We start from the raw sequence: 26,022 nt of genomic DNA on the forward strand, positions 1-26,022 counted from the left end.
GTTTTGCCTCAGAACAGCTGGAGTTGCACGCCGCCGGCGGTCGGGGGGATGAACAACTCGGTGGTCAGCGACTTGCGGCTGCGGTTGAGCCCGAGCCGTTTGCAGGCGAGCGCGAACCGGTTGGCGAGCTGCTTGGCATAGGGCCCGTCGCCGCGCATCCGCTTGCCCCACTGGGCGTCGTAGTCCTTGCCCCCGCGCATGGAGCGGATGAGGTTCATGACATGGCGGAAACTGTCCGGCCGGTGGCGTAGCAGCCAGTCCCGGAACAGCGGGCTGACCTCGATGGGCAACCGCAGCAGGATATAGCCCGCGCCGGTGGCGCCGTTCTCGCTCGCCGCGTCCAGGATCCGCTCCATCTCCGAATCGGTGAGCGCCGGGATCACCGGCGCGATCATCACGGATGTCGGGATGCCGGCCTGCGACAGGCCGTGGATCGCCTCCAGCCGCTTGGCGGGCGTTGCCGCGCGGGGCTCCATCGTCCGGGCGAGCTTGCGGTCGAGCGTCGTCACGGACAGGGCGACGCGCACCAGACCGCGCTCGGCCATCGGCGCCAGGATGTCGAGATCGCGCAGCACCAGCGCCGACTTGGTGACGATGCCGACCGGATGGTTGCACCGGTCGAGCACGGCGAGGATCTCGCGCATCACCTTCCGCTCCCGCTCGATCGGCTGGTAGGGGTCGGTATTGGTGCCGATGGCGATGGTGCGCGGGCTGTAGCTCGGGCTCGAGAGCTCGCGCTCCAGCAGCTCGGCCGCATTCGGCTTCACCGTCAGATGCGTCTCGAAATCGAGGCCGGGCGACAGGCCGATATAGGCGTGGCTGGGCCGGGCGAAGCAGTAGATGCAGCCGTGCTCGCAACCCCGATAGGGATTGATCGAGCGGTCGAAGGAAATGTCGGGCGATTCGTTGCGTGTGATGATCGTGCGCGCCCGCTCTTCCTGCACATGGGTCTTGAGCGGGGGAAGATCTTCCAGCGTGCCCCAACCGTCGTCGAAACTGTCGCGGCTCTCCTTCTCGTAGCGGCCGGCCATGTTGAGGCCGGCGGCCCGGCCGCGGCCGCGATGGGCGTTCACGCTGGCCGGCAGCGTCTCCTCGGACGTATCCGCAGGATCGTGCTCGGTGGTGCAAGAGTGTGCCGGAATGGCCATGGGATTGCCCGGATGTTCCCTGCTTGACGGAGGCTGGAACATAACAGGAACAAAGGCCGCTGGGAAGCCGGCTTGCGGCGATGCAGGCGAGAAGCGGAGGGCCCAAATGCAGACCGCCCCGTTTCCCGCAAGGGAGACGAGGCGGTCGGGCAGGTAGCAGTGGCTGGATCAGCCGCCGCTGCTTTCGAGCAGGGCCGTGTACTCGGCCTCGGAGAGCGTGCCGTTGCCGTCGGTGTCGGCGGCGGTGAACGCCTCCTCGGTCACGTTCGGCATCACGGCGGTGACCTCGGTGAAGGTCAGGTCGCCGCTCTGGTCGGCGTCGGCCGTCGCGAAGGACGTGTCCTGGGCGTAGGCGGTGCCGGCGAAAGTGAGGGCCGCAAGGGCAATGAGCGTTCTCTTCATGGTGTTGGCCTCCATGTTGAGCCTGTATTCGGCATGGCAGCTCTTGGTCTGTCCGTACCGGTGGAGGCGTCATGCCGTCCACGAGAGAAAAGGTGGCGCCCCATCTGGGCTCGTCCGCGTTGTGCGAAAGGTCTTTTCAGGGAGAAACAAAGGCGTAACAAAGATGTGTCCGGATTGTGAACCGCGGTGTCTTCTGGGAAACTGCGGGGTTCCAGCGCGTTGCTGAATATTGCTAGGTAGAAAAGACAGGGTCCCGCCGAAAGCAAACAGCCCCGGAGAAGCTCCGGGGCTGCGGTCGCCTGGACGGCGAAATGCCGAAACCGGCTCGCTCAGAGCGCGAACTGATACGCGGCCGGGCTCCAGCGATAGCTCTCGCCGCTCGCCTGGATGTAGCCGAGCGCCGGGAAGGGCATGTGATAGCCGGTCACCGGCACCTTGTCGGTCGCCACCATGTCGAAGATGCGCTTGCGGGTCGCTGCGGCCTTTTCCTTGTCCATGTCGAAGCGGACATGCCAGTCGGGCCGCTGGATCGAGGCAACGAAATGGTTGGCGACGTCGCCCCAGATCAGCAGCCGCTTGCCGCCGCTCTCCACATGGAAGGACATGTGGCCGGGCGTGTGGCCCGAGGTGTCGATGCCGGTAATGCCGGAGACGACCTCGCCGCCGTCGCCGATGAAGGTCATCTTCTCGGCCAGCGGCGTGACGTTGGAGCGCACCAGCGTTGCGACGCGCTCGGTCGGGCCGGACATGCGCTCCTCGGCGGACCAGAAGTCGTACTCGGCCTGGCCGGCGACATAGCGGGCGTTCGGATAGGTCGGCGCGCCGCCGCTCATCAAGCCGCCGATATGGTCCGGATGCATGTGGGTCAGCACGACGATGTCGATCTGCTCGGGCGTGTAGCCGGCCGCGGCAAGCTGGCTCGCCAGCGTGCCGGCATCGCCGCCAAGGCCGGTGTCGAACAGGATCAGCTGCGAACCGGTGTTGACGAGAACCGGCGTGAAGCCGTTGACCATCTTGTCGGACGGCAGGTTGTTGGCCTCCAGCAGCTCGGCGACGGGGCCGGCCTCCTGGTTCTCGCCGAAGATCGGATGCGGGCCGTCCATCGCGCGCGCGGCATCGAGAATGGTGGTGACCTCGAAATCGCCGAGCTTGATGCGGTTGAAGCTGGGGCTGGCGGCGCCGAGCATCGGGGCTTCCGCCCGCACGCGGGAGGCGCCGGAAACGACGGCCGGGGCGGCGATGGCGGTGACCGCCGCGCCGGTCAGCAGCGTCCTGCGGTTGAGGCTGAGTTCGATCATGTGCGTCTACCCTCCCTTTGGGATCAACAAAGCTGAGATCAAAAAGGCTCCGCTGCGGCACTTAGGCCCCGCCGGCACCACGGGAAGCGGTGATCACGCATCCGTGAAGATACGGGCGGCGATACGCCTTCCCTCTCAGGCCTCCCGCAGCTTGCCGCGCTTAAGGTGCTCGTCGAGCCGGGGCATGATCTCCACGAAGTTGCAGGGCATGTGCCGGTAGTCGAGCTGCCACTTGAGAATGCCGTCCCAGGCATCCTTGCAGGCGCCGGGAGAGCCGGGAAGGACGAAGACATAGGTCGCGTCGATCACGCCGCCGGTCGCCCGCGACTGGATCGTCGAGGTGCCGATCTTGTCGTAGGAGATGCGGTGGAAGACCTCGGAAAAGCCGTCCATCTTCTTCTCGAACAGCGGCTCGATGGCCTCCGGCGTGACGTCGCGCCCGGTGAAGCCGGTGCCGCCGGTGGTGATCACCACGTCGACATCCGGTGAGGCGGTCCAGGCCTGCACCGCGGCGCGGATCTTCTCCACGTCGTCGGTGACGATGGCGCGGCCGGCAAGGCGGTGGCCGGCCTCCTCGATCCGGGCGACCAGCGTGCCGCCCGAGCGGTCCTCCTCCAGCGAGCGGGTGTCCGAGACGGTGAGCACGGCGATGTTGAGCGGAACGAAGGGGCGGCTGTCATCAATGCGATGCATCGGCGTAATGATCCTCTTGCGGCCTGACGGCGGGTAGCATTTGCCCGAGAGGATAGGGCGGGTCACACTCGGGCGCCAGCCATGGGCGAGGGTGGCCGAAGGGGCAAGGAGCGGACGATGGACTGGAGCGCACCGATCGATGCCTATTGCGAGCGGCTGGGGCCGCAGTTCTGGGCCGAGCCGGTCAATGCCGTCACCAACGGGGCCTTCCTTCTCGCGGCCTTCGCCGCCTGGATGCTGTGGCGCCGGCAGGCGCGGGGCGATGCCGGCGCCTTGTTCCTGATCGTCGTGGTGGCCTGCGTCGGCATCGGCTCGTTCCTGTTCCACACCTTCGCCACCCGCTGGTCGGCGCTGGCGGACGTGGTGCCGATCGCGGTGTTCATCTACTCGTATTTCCTGCTGGCGATGCGGCGCATCCTGCAGCTCGGCTGGGGCTGGTCCATCGGCGCGACGCTCGCCTTCCTTGCCGCAAGCTATGGCGTGGCGCCGATGCTTTCCGGGATCCTGGGATCCTCCGCCGGCTATGTACCGGCGGCGCTTGCCATTTTCGGCGTTGCCGCCGTTGCCGCGCGGCGCTGTCCGCCCGCCAGCGCGCCGCTGGCGCTGACCGGTGCGGTTTTCGTGATTTCGCTTGCTTTCAGAACGAGTGATATCCCATTTTGCCCGTCTTTCCCTTTGGGAACGCATTTCGTATGGCATTGCCTGAACGCGCTGGTCCTGTACCTGCTGATTCGCGTCCTTGTCCTGGTATCGCCGGTCGCCCGGTCCGGAAACCTGACAGGCGCGACCGGCACCTGACCTCAAGGTTTCAGGATGTGCCAGCGGCCCACTGCCCGCCAGCCTCGAGTGAATCGCGATGACCGACAAAAAGTCCGAGAACCAGCCCGTGAACGATCTCGACGAGGCTGCGCTCTACTACCACCGGCATCCGCGCCCGGGTAAGCTCGAGATCCAGGCGACCAAGCCGCTCGGAAACCAGCGCGACCTGGCACTCGCCTATTCGCCCGGCGTGGCGGCGCCCTGCCTGGAGATCGCCCGCGATCCGTCGCTCGCCGCCGAATACACCGCGCGCGCAAACCTCGTCGGCGTCGTCTCCAACGGCACGGCCGTGCTCGGGCTCGGCAATATCGGCCCGCTCGCGTCCAAGCCGGTGATGGAAGGCAAGGCCGTTCTCTTCAAGAAGTTTGCCGGCATCGATGTCTTCGACATCGAGGTGAACGAACTCGACGTCGACAAGTTCGTCGACGCGGTCGCCGTGCTCGAGCCGACCTTCGGCGGCATCAACCTGGAGGACATCAAGGCTCCCGAATGCTTCATGATCGAGCGCGCCCTGCGCGAGCGGATGAACATTCCCGTCTTCCATGACGACCAGCACGGCACGGCGATCATCGTCGCCGCCGCGGTGAAGAACGCGCTGGAACTGGCCGGCAAGGACATCGCGGCGGTGAAGATCGTCGCCTCCGGCGCGGGCGCGGCGGCGCTTGCCTGCCTCAACCTGCTGGTGTCCCTGGGCGCCTCGCGGGACAACATCTTCGTCAGCGACATCGAGGGCGTCGTCTACAAGGGCCGCGAGACCCTGATGGACGAATGGAAGTCGATCTTCGCGCAGGAGACGGATGCGCGCACGCTGGCCGAGGTCATTCCCGGCGCGGACGTGTTCCTCGGCCTTTCGGCCGCCGGCGTGCTGAAGCCGGAGATGGTCGCGGCGATGGCGGAAAAGCCGCTGATCCTGGCGCTCGCCAACCCCAAGCCCGAGATCATGCCGGAAGCGGCACTCGCCGTGCGCAACGACGTGATGATGTGCACCGGCCGGTCGGACTATCCGAACCAGGTGAACAACGTCCTGTGCTTCCCCTACATCTTCCGCGGTGCGCTGGACGTGGGCGCGACCACGATCAACGAGGAGATGAAGCTCGCCGCCGTGGCCGCCATCGCCGAACTGGCGCGCGAGGAGCCGTCGGAAGTGGCGGCGCGCGCCTATGGCGGGGTGACCGAGACCTTCGGGCCGAAATACCTGATCCCTTCTCCCTTCGACCAGCGCCTGATCCTGCGCATCGCCCCGGCGGTTGCCCGCGCGGCGATGGAGACCGGCGTCGCGGTGCGGCCCATCGACGACTTCGACGCCTATCACGACCGGCTGAACCGCTTCGTCTTCCGCTCCGGCATGATCATGAAGCCGATCATCGCCGCCGCCCGCTCCAGCGAGACGCGGATCATCTATTCCAACGGCGAGGACGAGCGCGTGCTGCGCGCGGCGCAGGTGCTGCTTGAGGACCGGCTGGCACGCCCGATCCTGATCGGCCGTCCCTCGGTGATCGAGAGCCGCTGCGAGCGCTTCGGCCTCAAGATCCGCCCGGGCCGCGATTTCGAATTCATCAACCCGGAAGACGACCCGCGCTACCGCGACTATGTCGACACCCTGTTCTCGCTGGTCGGCCGGCGCGGCGTGACGCCGGAAGCGGCCCGCACCATGGTGCGCTCCAACACCACGGTGATCGGCGCGCTGGCCCTGCACCGCGGCGAGGCGGACGCGCTGATCTGCGGCCTTGAGGGGCGCTACTCCAAGCACCTGGCCGACGTGCGCGGCATCATCGGCAACGCGCCGGGCGTGCAGGACTTCTCGGCGCTGTCGCTTCTGATCAATTCGAACGGCGCGACCTTCTTCACCGATACCTATGTCACCATCGATCCCTCCGCTCGCGAGATCGCCGAGACGACGATGTTGGCGGCCGAGGAAATCCGCCGCTTCGGCATCACGCCGCGCGCCGCGCTCCTGTCCGCCTCGAATTTCGGCTCGCGCGACATGGCCTCGGCCGACAAGATGCGCGCCGCCCTGGAACTGCTGAAGGACATGGCGCCGGACCTCGAGGTCGACGGCGAGATGCATGGCGACAGCGCACTGTCGCTCGCCATGCGCGGCCGGGTGATGCCGGATTCGCGCCTGACGGGAGAGGCGAACCTGCTGGTCTTCCCCTCGCTGGATGCCGCCAACATCGCGCTCAACCTGGTGAAGGTGATGACCGACAGCCTGCATGTCGGCCCGATCCTGCTGGGCACCGCAAAGCCGGTGCATATCCTGACGCCTTCGGTCACCTCGCGCGGCGTCGTCAACATGTCTGCCTTCGCCGCGGTGGAGGCGCAGACGCGAAATCGCGCCTGAGGGTGCGATTTTCTTTGCCGGCTACGTCTTGATCGTGTTGAGTTCCGTCATGAAAGCTTCGTCCGCCTGATGCAACCTGCAAGGCCGGACGCGGCACGGCAGGATGGACGGAATGGCACACTTCCTCGTGGTCTATGCCACGACAGAGGGACAGACACGCAAGATCTCGGAGAAGGTGGCCGGCCGGCTCAAGGCCGCTGGCCATAGCGTGACGCTGGTCGATGCCAGGGCCGCCGCCACGCTGGAGTTGGGGTCCTTCGATGCGGCGGTGCTTGCCGCCTCGCTGCATGTCGGCCGCCACCAGCCCGAAATGCTCGACTTCATCCGCCGGCAGCGGACGCGGCTGGAGCGGGTGCAGACCGCCTTCATCTCCGTCAGCCTGTCGGCCTCTTCCACTGATGCGCAGGATATCGCCAATGCCCGCGAGGCGGCGGAAGCGATGTTCGACGAACTCGACTGGGAGCCGTCGCATCTCCACCTGGCGGCCGGCGCCGTTCACGACGGGCGACTGGGCTTCTTCAAGCGCTGGGTGATCCACCGCATCCTGAGGCAGAAGGGCGTGGAGATGGACCCGTCCGGCGACATGGAATTCACCGACTGGCCGGCGCTGGAGCGGTTCGTCGACGGGTTCGTCGAGGAGGTGCTTGCGGCGGGCGAGGAGTTCGCCTGACGGCGTCCCCCTGCCTGCGCCAGGTCTCGAGCGGGCTTACATGTTCGGGTAGTTCGGGCCGCCTGCGCCTTCCGGCACCGTCCAGGTGATGTTCTGGTTCGGGTCCTTGATGTCGCAGGTCTTGCAGTGCACGCAGTTCTGCGCGTTGATCTGGAAGCGCGGGGCGTCCTCGCCTTCCTCGATCCACTCGTAGACGCCGGCCGGGCAATAGCGGTTCGATGGGCCGGCATAGACATCGTGCTCGGATGCCTTCTGCAGCGCCATGTCCTTCACCTTCAGGTGGATCGGCTGGTCTTCCTCGTGGTTGGTGTTCGACAGGAACACCGAGGAGAGCTTGTCGAAGGACACCTTCCCGTCCGGCTTGGGATAGGCGATGGGGCTGTGCTTGGCGGCCGGCTCCAGGCTCTCCGAATCCCGCTTGCCGTGCGAGACGGTGCCGAAGAAGGAGAAGCCGAAGAGCTCGTTCGTCCACATGTCGAGGCCGCCGAGCACGGTGCCGAGCAGCGTGCCGTAGCGCGACAGCAGCGGCTTGACGTTGCGGACCTTCTTCAGGTCCTTGCCGATCTCGCTTTCGCGCCAGGCCGTGTCGTAGCCCGCAAGCTCGGCATTCGCCTCGCCGCGGCCGAGCGCGGCCATGACTTCCTCCGCCGCCAGCATGCCGGACAGCATGGCGTTGTGCGAGCCCTTGATGCGCGGCACGTTGACGAAGCCGGCGGAGCAGCCGATCAGCAGGCCGCCGGGGAAGGAGAGCTTGGGCACCGACTGGAAGCCGCCCTCCGTGATGGCGCGGGCGCCATAGGAGATGCGCTTGCCGCCCTCGAAGGTCTCGCGGATCGCCGGATGGGTCTTGAACCGCTGGAACTCCTCGAACGGGGCGAGGTAGGGGTTCTTGTAGTTGAGGTGGACGACGAAGCCGACCGCGACCTGGTTGTCCTCCAGGTGATAGAGGAACGAGCCGCCGCCGGTCCGGTTGTCGAGCGGCCAGCCGAAGCTGTGCTGCACGAGGCCCGGGCGGTGCTTCGACGGGTCGACCTGCCACAGCTCCTTGATGCCAATGCCGAACTTCGGCACGTCGGACTTCGCATCGAGATCGAAGCGGGCGATGAGCTCCTTGGCGAGCGATCCGCGCACGCCCTCGGCGATGAGCACATACTTGCCGCGCAGCTCCATGCCGCGGGTGAAATTGGCGTTGGGCTTGCCGTCGCGGCCGATGCCCATGTCGCCGGTGGCGACACCGACCACGGCGCCGGCGTCGTCGTAGAGCACTTCGGCGGCGGCAAAGCCGGGATAGATCTCGACGCCGAGCGCCTCGGCCTTTTCGGCCAGCCAGCGGCAGACATTGCCGAGCGAGACGATGTAGTTGCCGTGATTGTTCATCAGGGACGGCATCATGATGTTCGGCAGCCGCATGGAGCCTGCAGGCCCCAGCACCAGGAAGTGGTCGGCGGTCACCGGCGTCTTGAACGGTGTGTCCGCCTCCTCGCGCCAGCCCGGCAGCAGCTTGTCGACGCCGATGGGATCCACCACCGCGCCCGACAGGATGTGGGCGCCGACCTCGGAGCCTTTTTCCAGCACGACGACGGAGAGATCCTCGCCCTTCTCCTCGGCGATCTGCTTGAGCCTGATGGCCGCCGACAGCCCCGCCGGTCCCGCCCCGACGATGACGACGTCGAACTCCATGCTTTCGCGTTCGCCAAGCGTCTCCGTGTCGCTCATGCCTCTCTCCCTCTCGTGCCGCGTGCCTCGGTCTAAGGGTTTCTGTTTAGTGCAGCGCGAAAGAGGCCGCAATGTCGATAAACCGATGGCAGTTATATGACGTTTACGTAAGAGTAATATTCGAAACCCTTTGCCGGACGTCAAGGTCGGGGCAATTGCGCTTGCCCCGGCGATGCGGCACAACAGCTCCATGGAACCCGCAGACCCGACCGACCAGATGCCAGACGAGCGTCCGTCCGCGACGCAGCTCGAGGGCGAGCGCAAGGTGTCTTCGGCGATCGAGGCGCTGCTCGATTTCTACATCTCTGCCGGCGCCGACGGCTGGCTGGAGCTGGACCCGGCTGATGCCTTCGCCCTGTCCGAGGCGCCGCGCCCGGCCGCACAGGCGCAAGCCACGCGCATGGCGCCGGCCGGATTGCAATCTGCGGCACCTGCCGCGCCGGCACGGCAGATGCCGCCCCACTCTCAGCAACCGAGATCTGCCCCGCCGATGCAGGCGTCGCCTTCTCCTGCACAAGCTGCGATGGCGGGCGGTGCGGCGGTCGTGCCGGGCGACGAGGTGGTGGTTGCCGCCCGCGAGGCCGCCCGCACGGCAGCGACCCTGGACGAGCTGCGCGAGGTACTGACCCGCTTCGACGGCTGCAACCTGAAGCTTACCGCCAAGTCGCTCGTCTTCGCCGACGGACCGGCGGATGCGAAGGTCATGTTCGTCGGCGAGGCGCCGGGCCGGGAGGAGGACGCGCGCGGGTTGCCCTTCGTCGGCCGCTCGGGGCAGCTTCTCGACCGGATGCTGGAGGCCATCGGCCTGGCGCGCGGCGAGGTCTACATCACCAATGTCGTGCCGTGGCGCCCGCCGGGCAATCGCACCCCGAGCCCGCAGGAAACCGAGATCTGCAAGCCCTTCGTGCTGCGCCAGATCGAGCTGGTGCGGCCGAAGGTGCTGGTGTTCCTGGGCGGGGCTTCGGCCAAGGCGCTGACCGGCGTGCAGGACGGCATCCTGCGGCTGCGCGGGCGCTGGCTGGAGCTGCCGCTGGGGCCGGCCGCGCAAGGGGCGACCATCCGCGCGATGGCGACGCTCCACCCGGCCTACCTGCTGCGCAGCCCGGTGCAGAAGCGCTATGCCTGGCGCGACTTCCTGGCCATCAAGGCGGCGCTGGACGAGGCTTCGGGCGGCTGAGACGGCTCTTTTATCGCCGCATCGCAGACCTATATGCCGAAGACACAGGTATTTCAGTCAGACCACTTCGAGCCCGAGGACACCCCTTGTTCGACAGCCTTCGCAAGCGCCTTCCCGGAAAATGGGGCGATGTCCCGGCCACCGTCCCGGTGGTGCGTCTTCAAGGAACGATCGGGATGGCCTCGCCTCTGCGGCCCGGCCTGTCGCTGGCCACCGTCGCGCCGCTGCTCGACAAGGCCTTCTCCTTCGACGGGCCGGCGGTGGCGCTGATCGTCAACTCGCCCGGCGGCTCGCCGGTCCAGTCGCGGCTGATCCACGACCGCATCCGCCAACTCGCGGGCGAGAAGAAGAAGGACGTTCTCGTCTTCGTGGAGGATGTGGCGGCATCGGGCGGCTACATGCTGGCGCTTGCCGGCGACGAAATCGTCGCCGACGAGAACTCCATCGTCGGCTCCATCGGCGTGGTTTCCGCCGGCTTCGGCTTCTCTGAGGCGATTTCGAAGCTCGGCATCGAGCGCCGGGTGCATACGGCCGGGGAGAGCAAGGCGATCCTCGATCCGTTCCGCCCGGAGCGAGAGGAGGACGTGCTGCACCTCAAAGCGTTGCAGCAGGAGGTGCACGAAAGCTTCATCGCCCTGGTGCGCCGTCGCCGCGGCGACGTCCTGTCCGATGCGCCCGACCTGTTCTCGGGTCTGTTTTGGACCGGGACCACGTCGCGCGATCTTGGCCTGATCGACCGGATCGGCGATATTCGCTCGACGTTGCGCGAGCGCTTCGGCGACAAGGTGAGAATGCGCCTGGTCGGCGGGCCGCGTTCGCTGTTCGCACGCCGCCAGGGCGTGGGGGTGGAGATCGGTGCCGGCCTGACGCAAGGCTGGGCGGACGAGGCGATCGGAGCGCTGGAGCAGCGTGCGCTCTGGGCCCGCTACGGACTGTGAGGATCGGGAGGACGGCATGGTCAACGTGATCGCGGCGGCAGGCCTCGCCATTGGCGGCTATCTGCTGATACGGGCAGTGAGGCGGGAGATGTCGCGCGTCGAGCGGCGAGTTTCCGAGGCGGCACGGCGGGCGACCGGCGAGCTGCCGGTGAAGAAGCTGGAGCAGGACCCGGAGACGGGACGCTACCGCCCCAAGGACTGACTTTCGGATTTCGCTCGCCATTGCCGCCGGGCGCCGCGAGAGGCTCGCGGCGCCGAGGCAATGTTCGGCTTAACGGTGAGTGGAGATCGTTCCCATCACCGCACGCGGACACATAGACTGCACGACGACCGTGCCGTTCGGATAGACGTAGCGCACTGTGTCGCAAGTCTCGCTCTTCGCCGGGCGATGCCGGCGCGGACGTCTGTTCGGATTGTTCGGCACATGTGTCAGGGTCGCGGCTGCGCGGGAGTCCATGCACTCGCGGGTGGCGCAAAGGATAACGCCATCGGCGGCCCCCTTGTGGCTCCACACGCGGCCACCCGACGAATCGGTGCCGCTCGACTGGCCGCGGTCAGCACCCTGGCCGCCATTGGCGTTGTTGGCATGGGCGCTGTGGCCCGCTGCGGTCAAGGCAAGAGCCATGGTGGTGACGCCTGCCAATGCAAAAGTGCGAAATTTGAACATCATTCGATCCTCCGAGTTTCGGGCCGGGGACCATCCCCGGCGTCCGGTCCTCGATGGCGCGGGATTTGTCTCGCTCCTCTTTTCGTCATCGCAATTTCACAATGACGTAAGGTGAGTTCCGGTGCTGTGATCCTCGGCACAGTTTTCCGCGATCCGGCGACGGACGGATCGGGCCTTGCGAAGAGGCCATGCCTTGACGTCACCGGGTGTTGATGGCACCTCTCGCCCGGGCCCTGCCGGGTCACCCATTCTTGCATTCAAGGACGACGCAGATGACGAGCGAGACGGTGCCTGCGCACATGCGGCCCGAAAACTCCTTCCAGGGGTTGATCCTGACGCTTCAGAGGTTCTGGGCCGATCAGGGTTGCGTTGTCCTGCAGCCCTACGACATGGAAGTGGGCGCCGGCACGTTCCATCCGGCGACGACCCTGCGCTCGCTCGGCCCGCGCCCCTGGAAGGCGGCCTATGTGCAGCCCTCGCGCCGGCCGACCGACGGACGCTACGGCGAGAACCCGAACCGGCTGCAGCACTACTACCAGTTCCAGGTGATCATGAAGCCGTCGCCGGAGAACCTGCAGGATCTCTACCTGCGCTCTCTCTATGCCATCGGCCTCGATCCCGCCCTGCACGACGTGCGCTTCGTCGAGGACGACTGGGAAAGCCCGACCCTGGGCGCCTGGGGACTCGGCTGGGAGTGCTGGTGCGACGGCATGGAAGTGTCGCAGTTCACTTACTTTCAGCAGGTCGCGGGCTTCGAATGCGCGCCGGTCTCGGGCGAGCTGACTTACGGCCTGGAGCGCCTGGCCATGTACATCCAGGGCGTCGATAACGTCTACGACCTCAACTACAACGGCCGCGAGGGCGCCGAGAAGGTGACCTATGGCGACGTGTTCCTGCAGGCCGAGCAGGAATATTCCCGCCACAACTTCGAGCATGCCGACACCGAGATGCTGTTCCGCCACTTCCGCGACGCGGAGGAGGAATGCCGCCGCCTGCTCGACGCCGGCGCCAAGGCGCGCGAGGCTGCGGGCGCGAAGGTTCACCAGGTGGTGCTGCCGGCCTACGACCAGTGCATCAAGGCGAGCCACGCGTTCAACCTGCTGGATGCGCGCGGCGTCATTTCGGTGACCGAGCGACAGAGCTACATCCTGCGCGTACGCGAACTGGCGAAGGCCTGCGGCGCCGCATTCCTGGAGACGGAAGCCGGCGGGGTCGGCTACGCCGCCGAGTGATGCGGTCCGGGTGAGGTTGGCAAGGCTTTCCGGTCGGCATTCGCCTGCCCGGTGACCTGCATCACATCTCCCTGCTCCGTCACGGTTTCCACTGCAGCCTGCTTGCAGTAGCGTTACGCGCATAATCGTGACTGGAAAGGGTTTCGCCTTATGGCCACCTGGATCGTGCTCGGACTGATCGTCCTGATCGGCCTCTACCTCGTCTATATCTACAATGATCTGGTGCGGAAGCGGCAGATGGTGCGGGAAGGCTGGAGCGGCATCGATGTCCAGCTCAAGCGTCGGTCGGATCTCATTCCCAACCTCGTCGAGGCTGTGAAGGGCTACGCCACGCACGAGCGCGCAGCGCTGGAGGCGGTCACCGAGATGCGGGCGCGGGCGGCGGGTGTCGACCGGAACGATGTTGCCGGCCGGGCACAGGCGGAAGGCATGCTGTCCCAGGCTCTCGGCAAGCTCTTTGCGGTCGCCGAGGCCTATCCGGACCTCAAGGCCAGCGCCAATTTCCGCGAACTTCAGTCGTCGCTGGAAAGCGTCGAGGACGCGTTGCAGATGGCGCGGCGCTACTACAATGGTGCGGTGCGTGCACTCAACGTCGTGGTCGAGAGCTTTCCGTCCAACCTGGTGGCCGGCCGCTTCGGCTTCACCCAGGAGGAGTATTTCGAGATCGAGGACCCGGCCGACCGGGCTGTGCCCAAGGTCAGCTTCTGAAGAGGAGCGGTCCTGCCATGCGCGTCCCTGCCGTCCTGATCGCGTTTTGCGCCTTTCTCGCCGCGGGCCTGCTGGTGTTCGCACCGGCGGCGGCACATGCCGACGAGCGCATCCTCGCCTTCAATTCGACCATCGAGGTGGCGAGCAACGGCGAGCTGACCGTCACCGAAACGATTCGCGTGCGCGCCGAGGGCAACCAGATCCGCCGCGGCATCTTTCGCGACATCCCGCTGGTCTTCGAGACGGAAAGCGGCCGCAAGGCACGCGCCGGCTTCGATCTCGTCTCGGTGGAGCGGGACGGCGAGGAAGACGGCTATTCGGTCAATCGCGGCGGCAGCGGCGTGCGCATCTATATCGGCCGCGAGGACACGTTCCTGCAGCCGGGCACCTACACCTACACCATCGTCTACCGGACCGACCGGCAGGTACGGTTCTTCGAGACCCATGACGAGGTCTACTGGAACGCCACCGGCAACGAGTGGGACTTTCCGATAGACCGGGCGACGGCGCGCATCGTTCTGCCGGACGGGGCGAGCGTCGCCGCCCACGCGGCCTATACCGGCCCTTATGGCGCGTCCGGCCAGGACTACACGTCGAGGCTCGAGGGCGGCGGGCGCAGCGTCCTGTTCGCCACGACCCGGCCGCTGGGGCCGCGCGAGGGGCTGACCGTCGTCGCCGAAATGCCGAAGGGCGTCGTCACGGAGCCGACGGCCGACCAGGAACTCGGTTATTTCCTGCAGGACCATCTGGGCGAGATCCTCGGCGGCATCGGCCTTGCGCTCGTCCTGGCCTACTACCTTTGGGCCTGGTGGTCGGTCGGGCGCGACCCGCCCAAGGGCGTGATCTTTCCGCGCTTCGAGGGGCCGGACGGCATCTCGCCGGCCCTGTCCAACTATATCGCGCGCAAGGGCTTCGGCGATGGCGGCTGGCGCGCGCTCTCCGCCGCCTGCCTCAGCCTTGCGGTCAAGGGCAAGCTGGTGCTGGACGACCTCGCCGGCGACCTGACGATGATCCGCCCGGACGGAACGCGCGGCAACTATGCCGGGCTGCCCAAGGGCGAGAAGGCGATCGCCAACTGGCTCGACAATCGCGACGGCAGCTTCACCGTGTCCAAGGCCAACGGCACCTCGGTCCAGAAGCTCGGCAACACCTTCCGCGGCGCCATCGAAGGCGAGAACCGCAACCGTTACTACAAGGCCAACCGGTTCTATCTGGTGCCCGGTGTCGCGCTGTCCATTCTGACGATTTTCGCGCTGCTCGCCTTCGGCAATCTCAGCGAGGAGCAGATCGCGATCATGATCCCGATCTTCATGGTCACCTTCGTCGTGGTGATGTTCGCGGTGCAGATCGGCAAGGCGATCCGCCGCCCCGGCAGGATGGCGCTGCGCATCGTGTTCGTTCTCGTCGTCTTCTCGTTCGTCACGCTGGGACACGTCACGGCATCGGCGGTGCTGCTGCAGCTGCAGGGGGAGATTCCTCCGCTCGCGCTCATCGCCATCGGGTTGCTGGCGGTGAACTTTCTGTTCTTCTTCCTGATCGGCGCCCCGACTGCGCTCGGCCGCAGCACGATGGACGAGATCGAGGGCCTGAAGATGTATCTTCAGGTCGCCGAGAAGGACCGGATGAACATGCAGGGCGCCCCGCAGATGAGCCCCTCGCATTTCGAGACCCTGCTGCCCTACGCGGTCGCGCTCGATGTGGAAAAGCCCTGGTCGAAGGCCTTCGAGGCCTGGTTGCTGACGGCAGCCGGCGCTGCGGTGGCCGCCTCCTATGCGCCGGGCTGGTATTCGGGTCGCAGCTTCGACGCGCACAACATCTCCGGCACGCTCGGCAAGAGCGTCGAGGCCATGTCCGGTACGTTCTCCTCCTCGTTGCCTGCGCCTAAGTCGTCGAGCTCCGGCGGGGGCGGGGGCGGCTTTTCCGGCGGTGGCGGCGGTGGCGGCGGCGGCGGCGGCTGGTAGGCCGGTACAGCCCCGACAGCACGCGCGGGGGTGACTTTTTCCCCCGCTCTTGCTAACGGACGCGCAACAGTCACGGTCGCCGGCTGCCCGGCTGCCCAACCATTCGAGACCTCCCGATGCCCGATCTTCTTCTGGAGCTTTTCAGCGAGGAAATTCCCGCCCGCATGCAGCGCCGTGCTGCAGAGGACCTGAAGTCGCTGGTGACCAATGCGCTGGTCGAGGCGGGCGTCACCTATGAGGGCGCGAAGGCGTTTTCCACCCCGCGGCGGCTGGCGCTGCATATCGCCGGGCTGACGGCCGGTTCGAAGCCGACCCGCGAGGAGCGCAAGGGCCCGCGCGTCGGATCGCCGGAAAAGGCGCTGGAAGGCTTCCTGCGCGGTGCGGGGCTTGCCTCCATCGACGAGGCGCAGGTCGTCTCCGACCCGAAGAAGGGCGACTTCTACGTCGCGGTGATCGAGAAGCCCGGCCGCTCGACGCCGGACATCGTCGCCGAGGTGATGCCGGGCATCGTCCGCGGCTTCCCCTGGCCGAAGTCGATGCGCTGGGGCGGCGGACAGCTGCGCTGGGTGCGCCCGCTCCACTCCATCGTCGCGACCTTCGGGCCCGAGACCGAGGAGCCGGAAGTGGTGCCCTTCGAGATCGACGGCATCGTCTCGTCCAACACGACGCGCGGCCACCGCTTCCTGGCGCCGGATGCCTTCGAGGTGCGGCGGCTGGAGGACTATGCCGACAAGCTGGAGAAGGCGAAGGTCGTGCTCGACGCCGACCGGCGCAAGGACATCATCGTCAATGATGCGCGTAACCGCGCCATGGCGCTGGGCCTGGAACTGGTCGAGGACGAGGGCCTGCTCGAGGAAGTCGCCGGCCTGGTGGAATGGCCGGTCGTACTGGTCGGCAGCTTCGACGAGGCGTTCCTGGAACTGCCCGACGAGGTCATCCGCCTGACCATCCGCGCCAACCAGAAGTGCTTCGTGATGCGCGATCCGGCAACGGGCCGCCTGTCCAACCGCTTCGTCGCCGTGTCCAACATCGTCGCCTCCGACGGCGGCGCGACGATCATCGCCGGCAACGAAAAGGTGATCCGCGCCCGCCTGTCCGATGCCCGCTTCTTCTGGGAAACCGACCTCAAGGCGCCGCTGGAAAGCCGGCTGCCGAAGCTCGACAGCGTCGTCTTCCACGAAAAGCTCGGCACGCAGGGCGCGCGGGTGAACCGGCTCGAGGCGCTGGCGCGCGAGATCGCCCCGCTGGTCGGGGCCGATGTGGAAAAGGCCGCGCGGGCCGCGCGCCTTGCCAAGGCCGACCTGCCGACGCAGATGGTCTACGAATTCCCCGAGCTGCAGGGCCAGATGGGTCGCACCTATGCGGAGCTGCAGGGCGAGGACGCCTCCGTCGCCCGCGCCATCGAGGAGCACTACAAGCCGCAAGGCCCGTCCGATGAAGTGCCGACCGATCCGGTCTCCGTCGCGGTGGCGCTCGCCGACAAGCTCGACCTCTTGACCGGCTTCTGGGCCATCGACGAGAAGCCGACCGGCTCCAAGGACCCCTTCGCCCTGCGCCGCGCCGCACTCGGCGTGATCCGCATCGTGCTGGAGAACGGGCTGCGGCTGCGCCTCTCCGCGTCGCTTGCCAGCGCCAATGCCGCGATGAGGGAGACCGGCGGCGAGCTGCGCCAGGACCTCCTCTCCTTCTTCGCCGATCGTCTGAAAGTGCATCTGCGCGAGCAGGGTGCCCGTCACGACCTGATCGACGCGGTCTTCGCGCTGGAGGGGCAGGACGACCTGTTGATGGTGGTGCGCCGGGTCGAGGCCCTGGGCGCGTTCCTGGCGACCGAGGACGGGGCGAACCTTCTGGCCGGCACCAAGCGTGCGGCCAACATCCTGCGCGCCGAGGAAAAGAAGGACGGCGCGGCGATTTCCGGCGCGCCGCACGCCGATCACCTGGCCGAGCCGGCGGAGATCGCCCTGGCGGCAGCCATCGATACGGCGCGCTCGCAGATCCGCGACGCGCTGTCTCGCGAGGACTTCGCCGGCGCGATGACGGCGCTGGCGGGCCTGCGCGCGCCGGTGGATAAGTTCTTCGACGACATCCTGGTCAATGCGGAAGATGCGGACCTGCGCCTCAACCGCCTGCGGCTGCTCGCCGAGATCCGCGAGGCGACCCGCGAGGTGGCCGACTTCTCGAAGATCGCCGGCTAGGACGCCGGCTGCAGGACAAAGAAAAAGGGCGCGGAACCGGCAGGTCCCGCGCCCTTTTCGTGTGTCGTGGCGGTCCCGCCTGGTTTACTGCGCCGGTGCGCCGGCCAGCCGGGCGACCGGCTCTTCCTTGATCGGCCAGTGCACGACCGCGGCAAAGAGGCCGAGCGCGATGCCGATATACCAGATCACGTCGTAGGAGCCGGTCTGGTCGTAGAGCCGGCCGCCGAGCCAGACGCCGAGGAACGAGCCGATCTGGTGCGAGAAGAACACGAAGCCGAACAGCGTCGCCATGTAGCGCGGGCCGAACATCACCGCGACGAGGCCGGAGGTCGGCGGCACCGTGGAGAGCCACAGGAAGCCCATCGTGCCGGCGAAGATCAGCACGCTCAGCGGCGTTGCCGGCGCCATCAGGAAGAGGGTGATTGCAATGGCGCGGCCGAGATAGATCAGCGACAGGAAATAGGGCTTCGACCAGCGCCCGCCGATATAGCCCGCGGCAAGCGCCCCGAACACGTTGCACAGGCCGATCAGCGCGATGGCGATGGCGCCCCATTTCGGATCGAGGCCGAGATCGGCGATATAGGGCGGCAGGTGCACGGTGATGAAGGCGACATGGAAGCCGCAGACGAAGAAGCCGAAGGTCAGCAGGATGAAGCCGCGGGTGCGGAACGCCTCGGAAATCGCTTCGGTGAGCTTCTGGTCGGCAATGGCCGAGCCCGGCACGTAGGCGGCGGGCTTGCCCTTCAGTGCGACCGCCAGGAATGGGATCAGCAGCATCAGGCCGGCCAGCACATAGAGGCTGTCGTGCCAGCCGAGCCCGTCGATGAGGCCCTGGCTGAGCGGGGCGAACAGGAACTGGCCGAAGGAGCCGGCCGCCGTGCCGATGCCGAAGGCGAGGGAGCGGCGCTCCGGCGTGACGGCGCGCCCGAAGGCGGCGAGCACCAGCGAGAAGGACGAGAAGGCGACGCCGAGGCCGATCATCACGCCGCCGGCGACATGCAGCAGCAAGGGGCTTTCCGCCTGGGCCATCAGCAGGAGGCCGAGCGTGTAGACGATGCCGCCGAAGGCGAGCGTGCGCGCCGTGCCGAAACGGTCGGAGACCATGCCGGCGATCGGCTGCGCCGCGCCCCAGACGAGGTTCTGGATGGCCAGCGCAAGGGCGAAGATCTCGCGCGACCAGTCGCGCGCCTCGGTCATCGGGGCGAGGAACAGGCCGAGCGCGGAGCGCGGGCCGAAGCTGAGCAGGGCGATCAGGCAGCCGCAGACGATGATCAGCGGCAGGTTGGGGGAGGCCTTGGGAAGGGGAGAGCCGGAGGTCGGCGCGCGGGTCGCGGAAGTGGTCACGTCGTAGGGTCCTGTCACTGCGGCAGGTCGGGGGAAGGCGCCGCTCGGCGAAAGAGCGTTGCTGCCGCCTGCCGGCATGCTGAGGAGGTCTGCCTGACGCGCGCCCTAGCGGGCGGCACGAAACTGGCGAGGCCGGTTGGCCCGAGTATGCGCGATCGCGCATCGGTGAAAAAGCGAAACAAATTCATGTTTCGCTTTCACATCCCTGATGAATGTGCGGACGGCTCATGCCGGTCCCGGTGCTCAGATCGGCTGCTGGGCGAGGCCCTTGCCGTGGATCGGGCCGGTCGGCAGGTTGGTCGGCGAGCCGCCCTCCGGCTCGAAGGTGATCTCGTAGAGCTGGTCGCGGCGGGGCGGCGGCAGCCCCTCGACGGTGAGTCGCGTGCCCGTTCCATCGGGCAGCAGGCCGAGCGAGACCGGCGGGCCTTCCTCGGTCGGCTTGGTCCAGACCTGCATGACCTGGCCTTGCGGGACAGCGGCACCGTCCAGCAGGGTGATCCAGGTGGTGTTGTCGGCCGCGCCTTCCACGAGGGCGACCGGCTTGCCGCCGGCATCCAGCAGCACGGCGACCACCGTCGGCTGCGGCATGGTGAGCAGCGACCAGCCGAGCGCGAGGGCCAGTACCAGCGAAGCGGCAAGGCTTCCCAGCGCGGCGAGGCGCCAGCGGCTGTCGGCGGGTTTGTCGCTGCGTTCCTTCGCAGCAAGCGGAACGACATTGCCGGCCGGCTCGGAGGCCTCGGCCGGCACCTCATCGAGGCGGGCGGCGACACGAGTCCACAGTTCCTCCGGCAGAGGAACCTCTTCGGCGGTCGCATCCAACTCGCCGAAGCGGGCGCGGGCGCGCTCCAGCCTTGCGGCGACCACAGGATCGGCAGCGGCAAGCGCCTCGATCTCGGCCTGTTCCGCCTCGCTGGCAAGGCCGAGCACGACCTCGTCGATGCGTTCGTCGAGCGGGCGCTGCGTCATGACAGGCACTCCCGCAGCTGCGTGAGGCCGCGCCTCAACCACGCCTTCACCGAGCCGAGCGGCGCCTTCATGCGCCCGGAAATCTCGCCGTGGCTGTAGCCGAGCACGTAGGAGGCGAGGATCGCCATGCGCTTGCTGGGCTCCAGTGCCGAGAGGCAGCGGCGGAGGTCGCTGTTGGCATCCAGCCGGTGATAGGCGTCTTCCAGCACGCTCTCGTCCGCCGCCTCGTCGAAAGTTTCCATGTCGCCATGCTGTGCGTCGCGCTCGCCCTGGCGCAGCAGGGTGAGGCAGCGGTTGCGCAGGATCGTGTAGATCCAGCCCGTGGCGCTGCCGCGTTCGGGATCGAACTGGCCGGCGTTGCGCCAGAGCGCGACGAAGCTTTCCTGCACCGCATCCTCGGCAAGGTCGCGGCGGCGCAGCATGCGCAGCGCGACGCCGAGCATCCGCTTGCCTTCGTGGTCCATCAGGGTCTTCAACGCGACGCGGTCGCCGGCGGCGCAGGCTGCGACAAGGGCGCTGTGGTCGATCAAGGTCCCGCTCTTCTTCCGCCGGTCAGTGTCGGCCGGCCCGGGAGGAGGGGCTGCGGCTCGCCATGCAGTCGCAGCCGATGGTGGAGGTTTTACAATCGATTGGCAAAGGAAATTCCGAACATCCTGCTGTCTTGCTGCCGCGGCGGCAGCTTGTGGCACGGTAAAGGATGCCATGGCTGTGCACCGGCATGGGCAGCGCGGGAGGGCCCGAGGGACGGGGCCGGCACCCGGCGGTGCCGACCCCCAACGGCCGTCTTGGCTTACTTCGCGGTCATGAAGGTGATGTCGCGCACGGTGACGCCCTCGGCGCCCTTCAGCGGCCAACTCCAGGTGATCTTGCCGTCCTCGAGCGACACGGTGTGCAGTCCGCCGCCGGACACGAGCCAGGCGGTGTTGGCGCCGGCCTCGTCGGTGGCGATGTCGAAGGCATAGGTGTCGGACCCTTCGATGCCGAGCTTGCCGACGGCCGCCAACGTGCCGTCATTCGGGGAGGTCTGGCGGATCAGCGCGACGATGGTGCTGTCGATGTCGTACATCGCCGTCTTCTCGGGCTTGCCGAAGGAGTTGGTATAGGCCGCCGCGACGATGGCCGGTGCCTCGCCGGCATGCATGTCGCCCTTGTCGAAGGCGAGGCTGCCGTCGACGGTCACGGCACCGCTCTCGATGTCGACGCGGTGGTTGGTCGTGCCGGACATGAAGCGCAGCTTGTCGGCCGCCGGGTTGAAGTCGACGATCACGGCGCCGCCCTCGGCGACGGGCAGTTCCTTGTCCATGGTGGAAATCACCGAGGTGGCGCCGGTCTCCGGATCGATCTCGACGATCTGGAACGTCTCGGTCACGCCGATCAGCTGGCCGTTGGCCGGCCGCAGGTCGATGCCGAGCAGGCGGTCGACGCCCTCGGCATCCATGGTGGCGGTGACGGTGGCGGTGGAGGCGTCGATCTTGTGAAGGGTCTTGTCGCCCGAAAGGGCGATGGCGGTGAGGCCGTCGTTGTCCGCAGCATGAGCCGCCGTGGCGAGGGCGATGAGAGCGGTGGTCGCGAGAGCGAAGGTCGTCCTGGTCACTTGAACTGTCCTCGTATCCATGGGCTGCGGCCGATCCGCAACCTGCACTCCCGTGACTCTCCCAAGGGGCCGTTTGGATGCAGGGGACGCGAAAAAAAATGCGGTCGGCAGGGAGGCAGCGCCGGATGCGAGGCGGATTGACGCAGGGCTTAGAGGCTAGTGCTATGATTTGACAGGAGATTTTATATTTGTCCTACGAAAAGCCGGGTCAGGACCAACAAACGCATTGGCAAAGGTGAGCGCAGGTGCCTATATATGCCCCATAGGAGCATAAGCGTCGGCTAGGGCCGCGTTTTTTAAACGACAGTTTATGCTCAAAATGAGCAAAACGACCAAATCGGCCGAAAGGCCTCGTCACTGCGGTCGTCTTGTTCGGTAGAGGTCGGGTCCTGCGCGAGCTTGAGGCCCGGATGAAGTCAGGGAGGTCGTCATGGCCACCATCGCACTCGATATCGGCAGCAATGCCGGATGCTCGACCGCCGCACCCGCACGGGCCAGCGGCTATTCGATGCTGCCGCGTCCTCATCTCGCCTACACTCGGGAAGTCGCCGAGGCGACCGCGCCGATCTACGAGAAGGTCCGCCACCTGATCCCGGAGATCGAGTGGCCGGTGCTGGCGCCCGTGATCCACGAGATCAACCGCCTCAAGAAGGAGCGGAACGCCGTCATCCTCGCCCACAACTACATGACGCCGGAGATCTTCCACGGTGTCTCCGATATCGTCGGCGACAGCCTGGCGCTGGCGAAGGAAGCGGCGAAGACCGACGCGGATGTGATCGTCCAGTGCGGCGTCCACTTCATGGCCGAGACGGCGAAGATCCTCAATCCGGACAAGACGGTCTTGATCCCCGACATGAAGGCCGGCTGCTCGCTGGCCGAGTCGATCACCGCGGCCGATGTGCGCGCCTTGCGCGAAAAGCATCCGGGCGTGCCGATCGTCACCTATGTGAACACCTCGGCCGACGTGAAGGCCGAGTGCGACATCTGCTGCACCTCGGCCAATGCCGTGCAGGTGGTGGAGAGCCTCGGCGCGCCGCGCGTGCTGCTGATCCCCGACCAGTACCTGGCGGCCAACGTCGCCCGGCAGACGGATGTCGAGATCCTGACCTGGGCCGGCGCCTGCGAGGTGCATGAGCGCTTCACCGCAGCCGAACTGCGCGAGTATCGCGAGATCGAGCCGAGCGTGAAGATCATCGCCCACCCGGAATGCCCGCCGGAAGTGGTCGACGAGGCCGACTTCACCGGCTCCACCGCCGGCATGATCGACTGGGTCAAGACCAATCGACCGGAGAAGGTGATGCTGGTCACCGAGTGCTCGATGGCCGACAACATTGCCTCGGAGACGCCGGGTGTGGACTATGTCCGTCCGTGCAACCTGTGCCCGCACATGAAGCGCATCACGCTGTCCAAGATCCTGGACTGCCTGCTGGAAATGCGGGATGAGGTGACGGTCGATCCGCATGTCGCCGCACGGGCGCGCAGTGCGGTCGAGCGGATGATCAACCTCAAGAGCTGATCGTCCATCCAACGGCAACACAGCCAATGCCGGGCGCGCTTTGCGTCCGGCATCGCCGCGTGGCGGCCCGCCCCGACCGTCGTTCCTCCGGCTGCCGCCCGGCCGCCGGCCTTCCGGACGAAACTCATGACGTCGCCACGTCCCGTGACTTCCCATATCGATGATGTCGTCATTCTCGGCGGCGGCCTGACCGGCCTGTTCTGCGCGCTGAAGCTGGCGCCGCGGCCGGTGACGATTCTCTCCGCCTCTCCCATCGGCGAGGGAGCGTCGTCCGCCTGGGCGCAGGGCGGCATCGCCGCGGCCGTCTCCGACGAGGACAGCGCGGCCGCCCATGCCGCCGACACGATCGCCGTCGGCGGCGGGCTGTGCGAGGAAAAGATCGTCCGCCTGATGACCGAGGAGGCGGGCGAGCGCGTCCGCGACCTGCTCGGCTACGGTGTTCCCTTCGACATGGACCTGGAGGGGCGGCTGCAGCTGTCGCGCGAGGCGGCGCATTCGATGAACCGCATCGTGCGCGTGCGCGGCGACATGGCCGGCCGCGCGATCATGGACGCGCTGGTTGCGGCGGTGCGCAACACGCCGTCGATCCGTGTGGTCGAGGGGTATCTGGGCGAGGAACTGCTGCATGAGGGGCGGATCGTCACCGGCGTGCTCGCCCGTCGGCGCGGCGACCGCGAGCGCCTGGCCTTCCCGGCCCATGCGGTGGTGCTCGCCTCCGGCGGCATCGGCCATCTCTATGCGGTGACGACGAACCCGCCGGAAGCCAACGGCCAGGGCCTTGCCATGGCGCTCGCTGCCGGCGCCGTGGTCGCCGATACCGAGTTCGTCCAGTTTCACCCGACCGCCCTCAATGTCGGCCGCGATCCGGCTCCGCTCGCCTCCGAGGCGCTGCGCGGCGAGGGTGCGACGCTGATCAATGCCGACGGTCGCCGCTTCATGGAGGCGATCGACCCGCTGAAGGAACTGGCGCCGCGCGACGTTGTCGCCCGGGCGGTCTTTGCCGAGAACCTTGCCGGGCGCGGGGCGTTCCTCGATTGCCGCGAGGCGCTGGGGGAGAGCTTCCCCGAGAAGTTCCCGACCGTCTACGCCGCCTGCATGGAGGCCGGCATCGACCCGGTGCGCCAGCCGATCCCGGTGGCGCCGGCCGAGCACTACCACATGGGCGGTGTGCTGACCGACGCCAACGGCCGCACCTCGCTGGACAATCTGTGGGCTGCCGGCGAGGTCGCCTCGACGGGGGCCCATGGCGCCAACCGCCTGGCGTCCAACTCCCTGCTGGAGACGGTGGTCTTTGCCGCGCGCGTCGCCGAGGACATCCAGAACCAGATGCCCAATCCGCGCACGGCCCACTGGCCGGGCATGGACGATCGCATCCAGGAGCCGAGCCGACGCAACGAGGTGGAGCGCGAGGCGATCAGCTTGCTGCGGCGGACCATGGCCGATGGCGTCGGCGTTGTGCGCACGGCCGAAGGCCTGACGGCGGCGCTCGCCGTGATCGACGCGCTGGAGGAACGCTGCAAGCGTCGCTCGATCCGTAACATGATGACGGCCGGCAAGGCGGTGGCCGCGGCCGCACTGCTGCGTCGCGAAAGCCGGGGCGGCCATTCCCGCGCCGACTATCCGAAGGAAGATCCTGCCTTCGCCCGCCGTACCTATCTCACGGCGAAGGACATTGCCGCGGTGGTGCGCGAGGCGGCGGACAGCGAGATCGGCCGCCGGGCCGTCGAAGCCCTGCCGGCCGTCGGAGACGCATGATGACGAGCGCTGGAACCAACCTGCCGGTGCTCCCGGCGCTGATGGTCGAGGACGCGGTCCGTGCCGCGCTGCTGGAAGACTGGGGCCGGGCGGGCGACATCACGGCCCAGGCGACGCTGTCGCCGGAGATCGGCGCGCGCGCCGTGATCGCAGCCCGCCGCCCCGGACGCCTGTCGGGGCTCGATCTGGCAGCGACCGCATTCCGTCTGAGCGACCCGGCCATCGGCATCGAGACTCTGGCGCGCGACGGCGACCGGCTGGAACCCGGCGATGTCGTCATGCGGGTATCGGGACCGGCCCGCGGCATGCTGTCGGCCGAGCGGGTGGCGCTCAATTATCTCGGCCACCTGTCGGGCATCGCCACGGCGACGGCCGCCTTCGCCGACCGTATCGCCCACACGAAGGCGCGCATCGTCTGCACCCGCAAGACGACGCCGGGCCTCAGGGCCTTCGAGAAATACGCCGTGCGCTGCGGCGGCGGCGCCAACCACCGCTTCGGCCTGGATGACGCGATCCTGATCAAGGACAATCACATCGCGGTCGCCGGCGGCGTGTGGCAGGCCATCGAGGCCTCGCGGCGCTTCGCCGGCCATCTCGTGCGCATCGAGGTGGAGGTCGACACGCTCGACCAGCTGCGCGATGCGCTGGAGGCGCGGCCGGACGTGATCATGCTCGACAACATGCAGCCGGACCGCCTGCGCGAGGCGGTCGCTATCGCCGGCGGCCGGGTGGTGCTGGAGGCGTCGGGCGGCGTCAGCCTGGAGACCGTGGCCGCCATTGCGGAAACCGGTGTCGACCTGATTTCCGTCGGTTGGATCACCCATTCCGCGCCGGTGCTGGACCTCGGCCTCGACATCGAGATCGGCTGAAGCAGCGCTCCGG

23 protein-coding genes are annotated in these 26,022 nt (G+C 67.3%); 13 read left to right on the forward strand and 10 right to left on the reverse strand.

The features are described from left to right. Window positions 1-8 precede the first annotated feature (8 nt). The 4 genes from MNI96_RS11720 to moaB form a co-directional block, all read right to left on the reverse strand. Entirely contained in the window at window positions 9-1,148 is a 1,140-nt protein-coding gene (locus MNI96_RS11720; RefSeq protein WP_249693292.1) for a PA0069 family radical SAM protein, read from the reverse strand. Window positions 1,149-1,316: 168 nt separating this feature from the next. Further along, window positions 1,317-1,550, reverse strand: coding sequence for an EF-hand domain-containing protein (locus tag MNI96_RS11725; RefSeq protein ID WP_249693294.1), 234 nt, complete (start codon window positions 1,548-1,550; stop codon window positions 1,317-1,319). Window positions 1,551-1,879: 329 nt separating this feature from the next. Beyond that, a complete protein-coding gene (locus MNI96_RS11730) occupies window positions 1,880-2,848 on the reverse strand; it encodes an MBL fold metallo-hydrolase (protein WP_249693303.1) in 969 nt (322 codons plus the stop codon). A 135-nt stretch (window positions 2,849-2,983) separates the two neighbouring features. Next, entirely contained in the window at window positions 2,984-3,541 is a 558-nt protein-coding gene (gene moaB, locus MNI96_RS11735; protein WP_249693305.1) for a molybdenum cofactor biosynthesis protein B, read from the reverse strand. Window positions 3,542-3,658: 117 nt separating this feature from the next. Between moaB and MNI96_RS11740 the strand changes: the two genes are divergently transcribed. The 3 genes from MNI96_RS11740 to MNI96_RS11750 all read left to right on the forward strand — a co-directional run bounded on the left by MNI96_RS11740 (window position 3,659) and on the right by MNI96_RS11750 (window position 7,371). Then, entirely contained in the window at window positions 3,659-4,339 is a 681-nt protein-coding gene (locus MNI96_RS11740) for a ceramidase domain-containing protein (RefSeq protein WP_249693307.1), read from the forward strand. Between the two features lie 58 nt (window positions 4,340-4,397). After that, a complete protein-coding gene (locus MNI96_RS11745; RefSeq protein WP_249693308.1) occupies window positions 4,398-6,701 on the forward strand; it encodes an NADP-dependent malic enzyme in 2,304 nt (767 codons plus the stop codon). Window positions 6,702-6,813: 112 nt separating this feature from the next. After that, window positions 6,814-7,371: a flavodoxin domain-containing protein gene (locus tag MNI96_RS11750; protein ID WP_249693310.1), complete on the forward strand. Its 558-nt coding sequence runs from the start codon at window positions 6,814-6,816 to the stop codon at window positions 7,369-7,371. 36 nt (window positions 7,372-7,407) lie between these two features. On the opposite strand, the gene MNI96_RS11755 is transcribed toward MNI96_RS11750, so the two are convergent. Beyond that, on the reverse strand, window positions 7,408-9,087 hold the full coding sequence (locus MNI96_RS11755) for an electron transfer flavoprotein-ubiquinone oxidoreductase (RefSeq protein WP_249693312.1): 1,680 nt from the start codon (window positions 9,085-9,087) through the stop codon (window positions 7,408-7,410). Between the two features lie 190 nt (window positions 9,088-9,277). On the opposite strand from MNI96_RS11755, the gene MNI96_RS11760 reads away from it, so the two are divergent. The 3 genes from MNI96_RS11760 to MNI96_RS11770 all read left to right on the forward strand — a co-directional run bounded on the left by MNI96_RS11760 (window position 9,278) and on the right by MNI96_RS11770 (window position 11,404). Further along, window positions 9,278-10,264, forward strand: coding sequence for a uracil-DNA glycosylase (locus MNI96_RS11760; RefSeq protein WP_502960332.1), 987 nt, complete (start codon window positions 9,278-9,280; stop codon window positions 10,262-10,264). An 86-nt stretch (window positions 10,265-10,350) separates the two neighbouring features. Continuing rightward, window positions 10,351-11,202 (forward strand): S49 family peptidase, encoded by an 852-nt coding sequence (locus MNI96_RS11765; RefSeq protein WP_249693320.1) that lies wholly within the window; start codon window positions 10,351-10,353, stop codon window positions 11,200-11,202. Between the two features lie 16 nt (window positions 11,203-11,218). Further along, complete coding sequence (locus tag MNI96_RS11770) at window positions 11,219-11,404, forward strand: hypothetical protein (protein ID WP_158195151.1); 186 nt, start codon at window positions 11,219-11,221, stop codon at window positions 11,402-11,404. A 69-nt stretch (window positions 11,405-11,473) separates the two neighbouring features. On the opposite strand, the gene MNI96_RS11775 is transcribed toward MNI96_RS11770, so the two are convergent. Continuing rightward, window positions 11,474-11,872 (reverse strand): hypothetical protein, encoded by a 399-nt coding sequence (locus tag MNI96_RS11775; protein WP_249693321.1) that lies wholly within the window; start codon window positions 11,870-11,872, stop codon window positions 11,474-11,476. 296 nt (window positions 11,873-12,168) lie between these two features. Between MNI96_RS11775 and MNI96_RS11780 the strand changes: the two genes are divergently transcribed. From MNI96_RS11780 to glyS, 4 genes are all read left to right on the forward strand, one after another. After that, window positions 12,169-13,101: a glycine--tRNA ligase subunit alpha gene (locus MNI96_RS11780; protein WP_502960335.1), complete on the forward strand. Its 933-nt coding sequence runs from the start codon at window positions 12,169-12,171 to the stop codon at window positions 13,099-13,101. Between the two features lie 150 nt (window positions 13,102-13,251). Then, window positions 13,252-13,809, forward strand: a complete 558-nt coding sequence (locus tag MNI96_RS11785) for a LemA family protein (RefSeq protein WP_249693325.1) — start codon at window positions 13,252-13,254, stop codon at window positions 13,807-13,809. Window positions 13,810-13,826: 17 nt separating this feature from the next. Continuing rightward, entirely contained in the window at window positions 13,827-15,770 is a 1,944-nt protein-coding gene (locus MNI96_RS11790) for a DUF2207 domain-containing protein (RefSeq protein ID WP_249693327.1), read from the forward strand. Window positions 15,771-15,886: 116 nt separating this feature from the next. Then, window positions 15,887-17,965 carry a glycine--tRNA ligase subunit beta gene (gene glyS / locus MNI96_RS11795; protein ID WP_249693329.1) on the forward strand — a complete coding sequence of 693 codons (2,079 nt, stop codon included), beginning with the start codon at window positions 15,887-15,889 and terminating at the stop codon, window positions 17,963-17,965. 84 nt (window positions 17,966-18,049) lie between these two features. Here the strand turns inward: glyS and MNI96_RS11800 are convergent, their stop codons facing one another. From MNI96_RS11800 to MNI96_RS11815, 4 genes are all read right to left on the reverse strand, one after another. After that, entirely contained in the window at window positions 18,050-19,309 is a 1,260-nt protein-coding gene (locus tag MNI96_RS11800; protein WP_249693339.1) for an MFS transporter, read from the reverse strand. A 243-nt stretch (window positions 19,310-19,552) separates the two neighbouring features. Beyond that, window positions 19,553-20,275, reverse strand: a complete 723-nt coding sequence (locus tag MNI96_RS11805) for an anti-sigma factor (protein ID WP_249693340.1) — start codon at window positions 20,273-20,275, stop codon at window positions 19,553-19,555. Next, on the reverse strand, window positions 20,272-20,805 hold the full coding sequence (locus tag MNI96_RS11810) for a sigma-70 family RNA polymerase sigma factor (protein ID WP_249693342.1): 534 nt from the start codon (window positions 20,803-20,805) through the stop codon (window positions 20,272-20,274). The genes MNI96_RS11805 and MNI96_RS11810 overlap by 4 nt, the downstream gene beginning before the upstream one ends. A gap of 260 nt (window positions 20,806-21,065) precedes the next feature. Continuing rightward, a complete protein-coding gene (locus MNI96_RS11815; protein ID WP_249693344.1) occupies window positions 21,066-21,869 on the reverse strand; it encodes a DUF4394 domain-containing protein in 804 nt (267 codons plus the stop codon). A gap of 430 nt (window positions 21,870-22,299) precedes the next feature. Here MNI96_RS11815 and nadA point away from each other — a divergent pair, with 430 nt between their 5' ends. From nadA to nadC, 3 genes are all read left to right on the forward strand, one after another. Further along, on the forward strand, window positions 22,300-23,385 hold the full coding sequence (gene nadA, locus MNI96_RS11820; RefSeq protein WP_249693347.1) for a quinolinate synthase NadA: 1,086 nt from the start codon (window positions 22,300-22,302) through the stop codon (window positions 23,383-23,385). Window positions 23,386-23,511: 126 nt separating this feature from the next. Then, on the forward strand, window positions 23,512-25,140 hold the full coding sequence (locus tag MNI96_RS11825; RefSeq protein ID WP_249693348.1) for an L-aspartate oxidase: 1,629 nt from the start codon (window positions 23,512-23,514) through the stop codon (window positions 25,138-25,140). Beyond that, window positions 25,140-26,009 carry a carboxylating nicotinate-nucleotide diphosphorylase gene (nadC, locus tag MNI96_RS11830; protein ID WP_249693349.1) on the forward strand — a complete coding sequence of 290 codons (870 nt, stop codon included), beginning with the start codon at window positions 25,140-25,142 and terminating at the stop codon, window positions 26,007-26,009. Before MNI96_RS11825 ends, nadC begins: the two co-directional genes overlap by 1 nt. Window positions 26,010-26,022: the final 13 nt, after the last annotated feature.

This window comes from Stappia sp. WLB 29, assembly GCF_023507705.1.
GTDB lineage: Bacteria > Pseudomonadota > Alphaproteobacteria > Rhizobiales > Stappiaceae > Stappia.

Bases quoted from the DNA above. Each gene is read 5' to 3' on its own strand.
- MNI96_RS11720 (WP_249693292.1), bottom strand. From the start codon at position 1,148: ATGGCCATTCCGGCACACTCTTGCACCACCGAGCACGATCCTGCGGAT.
- MNI96_RS11725 (WP_249693294.1), bottom strand. From the start codon at position 1,550: ATGAAGAGAACGCTCATTGCCCTTGCGGCCCTCACTTTCGCCGGCACC.
- MNI96_RS11730 (WP_249693303.1), bottom strand. From the start codon at position 2,848: ATGATCGAACTCAGCCTCAACCGCAGGACGCTGCTGACCGGCGCGGCG.
- moaB (WP_249693305.1), bottom strand. From the start codon at position 3,541: ATGCATCGCATTGATGACAGCCGCCCCTTCGTTCCGCTCAACATCGCC.
- MNI96_RS11740 (WP_249693307.1), top strand. From the start codon at position 3,659: ATGGACTGGAGCGCACCGATCGATGCCTATTGCGAGCGGCTGGGGCCG.
- MNI96_RS11745 (WP_249693308.1), top strand. From the start codon at position 4,398: ATGACCGACAAAAAGTCCGAGAACCAGCCCGTGAACGATCTCGACGAG.
- MNI96_RS11750 (WP_249693310.1), top strand. From the start codon at position 6,814: ATGGCACACTTCCTCGTGGTCTATGCCACGACAGAGGGACAGACACGC.
- MNI96_RS11755 (WP_249693312.1), bottom strand. From the start codon at position 9,087: ATGAGCGACACGGAGACGCTTGGCGAACGCGAAAGCATGGAGTTCGAC.
- MNI96_RS11760 (WP_502960332.1), top strand. From the start codon at position 9,278: ATGGAACCCGCAGACCCGACCGACCAGATGCCAGACGAGCGTCCGTCC.
- MNI96_RS11770 (WP_158195151.1), top strand. From the start codon at position 11,219: ATGGTCAACGTGATCGCGGCGGCAGGCCTCGCCATTGGCGGCTATCTG.
- MNI96_RS11775 (WP_249693321.1), bottom strand. From the start codon at position 11,872: ATGATGTTCAAATTTCGCACTTTTGCATTGGCAGGCGTCACCACCATG.
- MNI96_RS11780 (WP_502960335.1), top strand. From the start codon at position 12,169: ATGCGGCCCGAAAACTCCTTCCAGGGGTTGATCCTGACGCTTCAGAGG.
- MNI96_RS11785 (WP_249693325.1), top strand. From the start codon at position 13,252: ATGGCCACCTGGATCGTGCTCGGACTGATCGTCCTGATCGGCCTCTAC.
- MNI96_RS11790 (WP_249693327.1), top strand. From the start codon at position 13,827: ATGCGCGTCCCTGCCGTCCTGATCGCGTTTTGCGCCTTTCTCGCCGCG.
- glyS (WP_249693329.1), top strand. From the start codon at position 15,887: ATGCCCGATCTTCTTCTGGAGCTTTTCAGCGAGGAAATTCCCGCCCGC.
- MNI96_RS11805 (WP_249693340.1), bottom strand. From the start codon at position 20,275: ATGACGCAGCGCCCGCTCGACGAACGCATCGACGAGGTCGTGCTCGGC.
- nadA (WP_249693347.1), top strand. From the start codon at position 22,300: ATGGCCACCATCGCACTCGATATCGGCAGCAATGCCGGATGCTCGACC.
- MNI96_RS11825 (WP_249693348.1), top strand. From the start codon at position 23,512: ATGACGTCGCCACGTCCCGTGACTTCCCATATCGATGATGTCGTCATT.
- nadC (WP_249693349.1), top strand. From the start codon at position 25,140: ATGACGAGCGCTGGAACCAACCTGCCGGTGCTCCCGGCGCTGATGGTC.